Below are 7,977 nucleotides of genomic sequence, written 5' to 3' on the forward strand. Positions count from 1 at the left end.
CTAATTCAAAAAGCGCTTCCGTAATGCTCGGAATGAGCGAAATCACACGCTTGGGTGGTTCGACAAATAAAATTTCTCTTTGCAATGCATCAGTAATTGTGGTCATTGAAACAACAAATTGATGGACAAATGATTAGACTAATAAAAAGATACACGGAAAGAAAAGGACAGTCAACACTATTTCACGCGATTGGCAAAACTCCACATTTGGGTTAGCCTTGGTCGGTCAATTTTCGTCTTCGCGCGGATGAGTATTATCCGAATAACGATCTTTGATGGATAAAATATCAGGAAGGGTTTTCTTGAAGATTCGAACGAGACCCGGATCGAAATGAGTTCCGCTCCGTCGTTCGATTTCAGTCAGTGCTTCGTCAGACGACCAAGCTCTTTTATACGATCGTGGCGACGTGAGCGCATCGAATACATCGCAGATAGAACAGATTTGAGCACTCAACGGAATGTCTTCCCCTTTCAGACCTTTCGGATAGCCGGAGCCGTCATATTTCTCATGATGCGCCAGCGCAATCTCGGCGGCCTTTTGCAGCAATGGCGATTTGCTGCCTTGTAAAATTTCATATCCCATCACCGTATGTTCTTTCATAATTTCGTATTCATAATCGGTCAGCGCTTCGGTTTTGAGAAGAATATAATCCGGCGTCCCGACTTTACCGATATCGTGCATGGGCGCAGAGGTTAAAATGAGATCCTGATCTTCTTCACTCATACCGAGCGTCCGGGCAATGGCTTTGGAATACAATGCCATGCGCAGAATGTGCGAACCTGTTTCAGGACTGCGGTATTCTGCAGCTTTCGTCAGACGAAAAATCACTTCGCGTTCACGCGATACTATTTCCGCCGTCGCTTTACGGACTTCTTCGGCAAGCCATTCGGCCCGATTAGCCAGAGCTTTTTGGCTTTCCTGCAATGCAAGCATGTTACGCGCACGTGCGATGAATTCGGCATTGTCGATAGGTTTATTCAGGAAATCGTTAGCCCCTAATTCCAGTGCTTTGTAGCGAATTTCTTTTTCGCCCGTAGCCGTAATCATAACAATAGGAATGTCTTTTTTACCTTGCAACTGACGGAATTTTTCGATGAACTGCAAACCGTTAAGTTCCGGCATCATGTAATCGACCAGCACCAGATCGGGCGTTTCCTGCTCGCACCACCGAAGAGCGTCCGGTGAATGTGTAAAATTAACCGGCTCGCAATGCACCGCTTTGGTAACGAGATTCTTGAGCAATGCAATGTTCATCTCATTGTCGTCAATGATCAGGACTTTCATGCAAGGTAGCCTCGGATATTGGTTGGATGAACTGAAATAACTGGAATGTTTGGATCGAATGGCCGTTATAATATAACGAGTTTTGTAAGGAAGGCAAACAAGAAAAAATACAAACCTGAATTTGAAATACCGAATATCGAATAAGAATTAGAACATTTGTAATTTAATTAATTAAAAAAACGATCGCTTCAGAAATATCATTACAATGTTGCAGTATTTAGTTTTTTAAATTACATTGCGCACGACTAAAAAAATCTTACCCCGAAAGCACGACTATGTCGGAAGACATTAAAGAAGAATGCGGCGTATTTGGAATTTACGGCCATCCGGAAGCAGCCAAACTAGCCTACTTAGGTTTGTATTCCCTTCAGCATCGCGGACAAGAATCTACCGGCATCGTAGCGGCTGACGGAGAACGTTTGCATCGGCACGTCGGCATGGGACTCGTCGGTGATGTATTCTCCGATGATAAAATTTTTGCTCAACTCCCAGGCCATATTGCCATCGGCCATAATCGATATTCGACAACCGGCGGAAGTTTTCTTCAAAACGCACAACCGATCATTGCGATCATTAATACCGGTGAAGTAGCTGCCGCTCACAACGGCAATCTTGTCAATTATTTTCAACTTCGAAGCGATCTTCAAAACAAAGGCGCCATCCTTCAGTCTAACAGCGATACGGAAGTCATTCTTCACCTCGCCGCCCATTCCGGTTTTCCCAAAGTCGAAGATCAGATCAAATACGCTGTGACCCAAATCAAAGGAGCTTTTTCGCTTCTTTTGATTACGAAAGATAAATTGATCGCCGTGCGCGATCCGCATGGAATTCGACCGCTTTGTATCGGACGTATGGGCGACGCGACGGTCATTGCCAGTGAATCATGTGCGCTGGACATTATCGGTGCGGAATACACGCGCGACGTCAAACCCGGCGAACTCATTGTCGTCGACGCGAAAGGCCTCCATAGTGAAATGGTCGTCAAGGATCTTCCGACTCCGGCTCATTGCATTTTCGAATTCGTCTATTTTTCACGTCCTGACAGTAAAATTTTTGGCGACAACGTTGACAAAGCGCGGCGAAAACTCGGTAAACGTCTCGCAGAAGAAGTTCCGGTAGAAGCCGACATCGTGATCAGCGTTCCGGATTCCAGCAATACGGCTGCGGTCGGCTATTCGCGCCGCACCGGAATGAAATTCGAACTCGGTTTGATCCGTAATCATTATGTTGGGCGCACGTTCATTCATCCGGTACAATCCATGCGCGATCTCAAAGTGAAAGTCAAATTCAACGCGGTTGAAGGTGTGTTACGTGACCGGCGAGTCGTCGTGATCGACGATTCGATCGTCCGCGGAACTACGTTGAAACCATTGATTGCGATGATCCGAAAAGCCGGCGCAAAAGAAGTCCACGTACGCATCAGTTCGCCTCCCGTAACGTCGCCGTGTTATTATGGAATGGATTTTCCGACTAAAAACGAACTGATTGCCAATCGCATGTCCAAAGAAGAAATGTGTAAACAAATCGGCGCTGACAGTTTAGAATATCTGTCGATGGAAGGTTTGCTGGCAGCCGTTCCGCAAGATGGACACGGTTACTGCACGGCTTGTTTCAGCGGTAAATATCCTTTGCCGGTGAACGAGCAAACGGACAAACTCCAATGTGAACTGCCGCTGCCTAAGAATAAATAGTTATTACTCGCAGCAATAGACTAACCCATTTGCTCTATGCGTGCGCTTGACTGGCTCTCCCGCCGCGAACAATTATCCCCCAACAAAATCGCTCTCATTGATGCTATTTCCGGAGAACGTACGACTTATTCCGAATGGAATCGCCGCGTTAATCGTCTCGCCAATTGGTTTACCCAATTGAAATTGAAAAAAGGAACGCGTGTTGCCATGCTTGCAGTTAACTCAGCGTCGTACCTCGACGTGTGGTTCGCATGCGGCAAAACCGGAACAATTTTGCAAAATCTCAATTGGCGATTACCGGCTACGGAACTGACTTCGATTATTAAAAGCGCCTCACCGGAAGTCATGATACACTGCAGTGAGTTTACCGAAACTGTCCAATCGTTGAAGGATAAACTACCCTCCGTAAATCACTGGATAGGCGTAGACCGGCAAACTCAAACATCCGACTCATTACTTTCCGATTCGGAAATATGCAGCGATCAATATATAATGCCGGCCGATATCACAACCGACGACCCGTGGGTGCTATGTTATACCGGCGGAACAACGGGAGAGACGAAAGCAGCGATTCTAACGCACGGAAATATCTTGTGGAATGCCATTCAGACTTGTGCTTCTTGGGAATTACGTCACGATGATATGACAATCCTCAACGCCCCACTTTTTCACACAGGCGGACTAAACGTACTGACGGCACCACTTGTTTACATCGGAGGCACTAGCATTATTTGTCAATCATTCGACGTAGCACAAATGTTTCGATTGCTCAGTGATTATCCTGTTTCAGTTCTCTTCGGCGTTCCGACCATGTTTCATCTGATGCAGGAAATTCCGGAATGGCTTGCATCGGATTTTTCAAAATGCCGTTTTGTAATTTCCGGTGGCGCACCCTGTCCTGCTCCTATCTTTCAGAAATTCCGTTCGAAGAAAGTCGATTTCAAAACCGGGTACGGTCTCACTGAAGCAGGCCCCAATACATTCTGGCTACCACCCGATCTATGTGAAAAAAAAGCCGGCTCGGTTGGATTTCCACTTATGCATGTGCAGGTAAAAATCGTTAAACCCGATGGATCGGAATGTACGACGGATGAAGTTGGCGAATTACTTATCGCCGGTCCGCATGTCACGCCGGGATATTGGGATCAGCCGGAATCGACGGATGCCGTGATCCGTAACGGATGGCTTCATACCGGCGATCTGGCCCGCCGCGATGCCGATGGCTGTTATTACATCGTCGGCAGGAAAAAAGAAATGTTCATATCCGGTGGCGAAAATATTTACCCGATCGAGATCGAAACCGTTTTACATGCCCACGAAAGCATTGCCGAATCTGCTGTAATCGGAATTCCGGATGAAAAATGGGGCGAAATCGGGGTTGCATTTGTCGTGGCTCGAAACAATTATTCTTTGACTGAAGCTGAGCTTATCACTTTTTTAAAATTACGATTAGCCGGTTACAAAATTCCAAAAATAATTCGATTTCTGGATGAACTTCCCAAAACTGCCGTAAACAAAGTAGACAAAAAAGCTCTCCGTTTTAAAGCCTATCTTTGAATGCATTCACAATCAGGGCCAATATCCAGTGGACTTATTGCCGAATAAACTCTAAGCTGAATGATAGAGGTGCTCGATAATATCTTTGTAGCGCTCGGTAATGACTTTCCGTTTCAATTTCAACGTCGGCGTAATTTCACCGCGTTCGATAGAAAAATCAAAAGGCAGGATCGTAAATTTTTTGATTTGTTCCGTGTGATTAAGCGAAGCATTCACTTTGTGAATCGTATTCTGAATATGCTCGCGCAAAGCAGGTTGTTCGATCAATTTACGCATTTCCCCGTCCGGCGGCCATTGGCCTTTTTTCAGATTTTCCACCACGTCGTGCGGCAATGTCGCCGCCAGTTCTTTTACGGAACGAACAGCTTCAAACGGATTGATCGTGATCAGCGCAGCAATATAACTTTTCCCATCCCCTACTATCATGGACTGGCTGATCACGGTATCGTATTTCAGCATAATTTCAATCGGCGCGGGCGCAATGTTTTTGCCGGTGCTGGTGATCAATAATTCTTTTTTGCGGTCGATGATGCGCAGGAATCCATCCTGGTCGAATGTACCGATATCGCCGGTCAACATCCACTCGCCGTTTGCGTCAAACATCCACCGTGTCGCCGTTTCATTTTTGTAATAGCCTGAAAACGTATTATCGCCTTTGATGAGAATTTCGCCGTCCTCCGCCAGCTTAATTTCGCAATACGGCATCGGTACCCCGACCGTACTGATCCGATGTTTATCAGGCCGATTAATCGAGGCGGAGATATTTTCCGTCAAGCCGTACGCCTCGTAAATCGGCGAACCAATGGCGACAAAAAATTCTGCAACATCTTTCGACAGCGGCGCCGCGCCGGATGTACAAATCCGCATTTTCTTTCCAAACACCATTTCCCGCAAAGGTTTCAATACGGATGCATTGAAGGATGCATACTCCTGCGTCAATTGCGGTGGAGCTTCGCGCCGGTTGAGAACGTAACTAAAATAGTCTCTCGCGGTTGAAAACGCAGATTGAATTTCCGATCGCTGATTTTCAGGCATTATCGCTATATGTCCGGTTATCTTGGCATACATTTTTTCATACAACCGTGGCACGCCTCCGAAAATATCGGCGTCGATTTCAATAAGCGTATCAATGACTTTCGAATAATCTTCGACGAGATAAAACTGACGTCCGGCAATCAACGAAACGGAAAAACCAAAAATCCGTTCTCCCACGTGACAGAACGGTAAATATGAAATGATCGATTCCTGCGGTTTGAAGTCAAATACGTTGTTGATTGAATCGCCGTTATATAAAAAATAACGGTTGGAAATCATGGCCGCTTTCGGATCGCCGGTTGTACCGGACGTATACACATACATGATCGTATCGGCAGGCTGCATCGTGCGGCGTAACATTTCCATCGTCTTGAGTCCGACTCGCAGATGATTGTCACCGAGTGCGAGAAAATCTTTTATATTCCAGATATTCTTCCGTTGATCAGTCGGTACGTTAGGATCTATGACAACAATATCACGCAAATTTGTCAGTGACGGACGTACTTCTAAGATTTTTTCCAATTGGCGAGCATGATCGACGACCACGGTTTTGGAATCTGAATGGTCGATCATGAACGCACACTGCGTCGCTGAGGAGGTTGGATAAAGTCCTACCGATACTCCACCGGCATAGATCGTTCCAAGATCGCATATCGGCCATTCCTTGACATTCCCCGATAAAATGGCAACACCTTCATTTCGTGTGATGCCACGTTCGATCAAAGCGGCCCCAAAGCGATATACGTCGTTACGAAATTCGTTCCACGTCATCGGAATCCATTGACCGCGCTTTTCCCATAAAAATGGCATGTTCGCGTAACGATCACATTGATCTTCAAAAAGCTGTAAAACATTAGGATAATCAAAGGCATTCATATGTTTTCTTTCGAATCCGATTTTTTTCTGAGGACAAAATACAAAACATATCCAACGGCAAGAGACGACAAAATAGCCATGGACGCAGAAATGGCAGGATTTTTCACCGGCGACTGCATATATGGAGTTAGCCCTCCGTAGTATACTGAGAAATGAGTCACAACGGCTGTCAACGATGCCATGATCGGCGCAGCTTTATGAACGTTTTTCAAAAACGTTCCGAAAAGCACCGGCACAAACGCAGCCGCAAAATAGGCATACACTCCGTTTTGTGCAAATATACCGACGCTCAGGTTGGGATGAACCAACTGATCGTACGAAATAAAAATTGCAGCGAACCCAATAAAAGCGATAACCAATTTATTGATTGTAAACTGAATCGTGTTTTTTTTCGATTCGTCTGCAGGAAAATACTTTCCAAATAATGGCTGTATAATGTCCGATGTTATCGTCGTCGACAAGGATTGAATCAAACCTTCTAACGTCGATATACCGGCTGAAATTAATCCTAACACTACCAGTAGTCCAACGTAAACCGAAAATTCAGTAACGACATATGCCGGAATTATGCCATCCATTTTCAAAGGAACGCCATTGGCTTTCAAATCCGGAAATGTCAAACGCGCATACAATCCCGCAAACACTACAAAAAAGAAAATCATTTGAGAAATCACGCCCGTCACAAGATAACGGTTGACGTCCTTATCTGTCTTGAGTAAAAGCGATTTAGTAATAATATGAGGCTGGCAGACAATCGCTACGCCAACAACCATCTGGCAAAAAATGATTTCAAAAAAATCACGAAACAACGGGCTGGACGGGTTAGTCCACGTGATCAGATTCGGATCAATGGCCGTGAGTTCATCCAAAAAGCCCTGGATCCCATTTTTAAAATGCTCGTACCCCGATCCTAATAAAATAAATGCCACGACCAGCATGATTACGGATTGAACCGTATTAGTGTAGACCATTGAATTAGCGCCACCGAACATCATATACCCGAAAATAAAAATTACAGTGCCGAGCAGTATGTACCATTCATCCACATTGAGCGTCTTCGACAAAACTTTAGTAAGTCCGACGCAGATCAGTACAATAAACGTGATCAGCAAAAGTGCGATGAACGCAAAAAACAGCGAATAGCCTGAGCTTTTGAAGCGTGTTCCTATCCATTGCGACAATGTCAACGCTTTGACGGTACTGCCATGATGCCGGAAACCTTTGGTTAAAATGACCAGCGACACCATCGCCGCAACGGGTAGTGCAATCGCGTACGACAGCACGCCGCTCAATCCGTACATAGCAATGAACCCCGGGTTAATAATAAACGTAGCTGCGCTCGTCATGGATGCTGACAAAGCTAACCCAACCGCAACCGGAGAAAATTGAATCGTTCCAACAGCATAATCGGCCATCGTTTTTGTTTTCATAGCGCCACGAATGACAAAAAACAATGTGACCGCTACGTAAACAATCACCAATGTCCATCCCGCCATTACCATCTCTGAAGACGCTATTCCATCCATATAAAAT

Annotated in this window: 5 protein-coding genes; 2 read left to right on the top strand and 3 right to left on the bottom strand. The window is 45.4% G+C overall.

Annotation, left to right across the window (positions count from 1 at the left end; translation table 11 throughout):
• Positions 1-226: 226 nt before the first annotated feature.
• Positions 227-1,285, bottom strand: coding sequence for a response regulator (locus K1X84_16175; GenBank protein ID MBX7153166.1), 1,059 nt, complete (start codon positions 1,283-1,285; stop codon positions 227-229).
• 275 nt (positions 1,286-1,560) lie between these two features.
• Between K1X84_16175 and purF the strand changes: the two genes are divergently transcribed.
• Together purF and K1X84_16185 are read left to right on the top strand one after the other, a co-directional pair.
• Positions 1,561-2,976, top strand: coding sequence for an amidophosphoribosyltransferase (gene purF, locus K1X84_16180; protein ID MBX7153167.1), 1,416 nt, complete (start codon positions 1,561-1,563; stop codon positions 2,974-2,976).
• A 36-nt stretch (positions 2,977-3,012) separates the two neighbouring features.
• Entirely contained in the window at positions 3,013-4,533 is a 1,521-nt protein-coding gene (locus K1X84_16185) for a long-chain fatty acid--CoA ligase (GenBank protein ID MBX7153168.1), read from the top strand.
• Positions 4,534-4,584: 51 nt separating this feature from the next.
• Here K1X84_16185 and K1X84_16190 read toward each other — a convergent pair whose 3' ends face one another.
• Entirely contained in the window at positions 4,585-6,444 is a 1,860-nt protein-coding gene (locus K1X84_16190; protein ID MBX7153169.1) for a long-chain fatty acid--CoA ligase, read from the bottom strand.
• Positions 6,441-7,970 carry a sodium:solute symporter gene (locus K1X84_16195; GenBank protein MBX7153170.1) on the bottom strand — a complete coding sequence of 510 codons (1,530 nt, stop codon included), beginning with the start codon at positions 7,968-7,970 and terminating at the stop codon, positions 6,441-6,443. Before K1X84_16195 ends, K1X84_16190 begins: the two co-directional genes overlap by 4 nt.
• Between the last annotated feature and the right edge of the window lie 7 nt (positions 7,971-7,977).

Source organism: bacterium, assembly GCA_019695335.1.
GTDB lineage: Bacteria > CLD3 > CLD3 > SB21 > SB21 > JABWBZ01.

Bases quoted from the DNA above. Each gene is read 5' to 3' on its own strand.
- K1X84_16195 (MBX7153170.1), bottom strand. From the start codon at position 7,970: ATGGATGGAATAGCGTCTTCAGAGATGGTAATGGCGGGATGGACATTG.
- purF (MBX7153167.1), top strand. From the start codon at position 1,561: ATGTCGGAAGACATTAAAGAAGAATGCGGCGTATTTGGAATTTACGGC.
- K1X84_16190 (MBX7153169.1), bottom strand. From the start codon at position 6,444: ATGAATGCCTTTGATTATCCTAATGTTTTACAGCTTTTTGAAGATCAA.
- K1X84_16175 (MBX7153166.1), bottom strand. From the start codon at position 1,285: ATGAAAGTCCTGATCATTGACGACAATGAGATGAACATTGCATTGCTC.
- K1X84_16185 (MBX7153168.1), top strand. From the start codon at position 3,013: ATGCGTGCGCTTGACTGGCTCTCCCGCCGCGAACAATTATCCCCCAAC.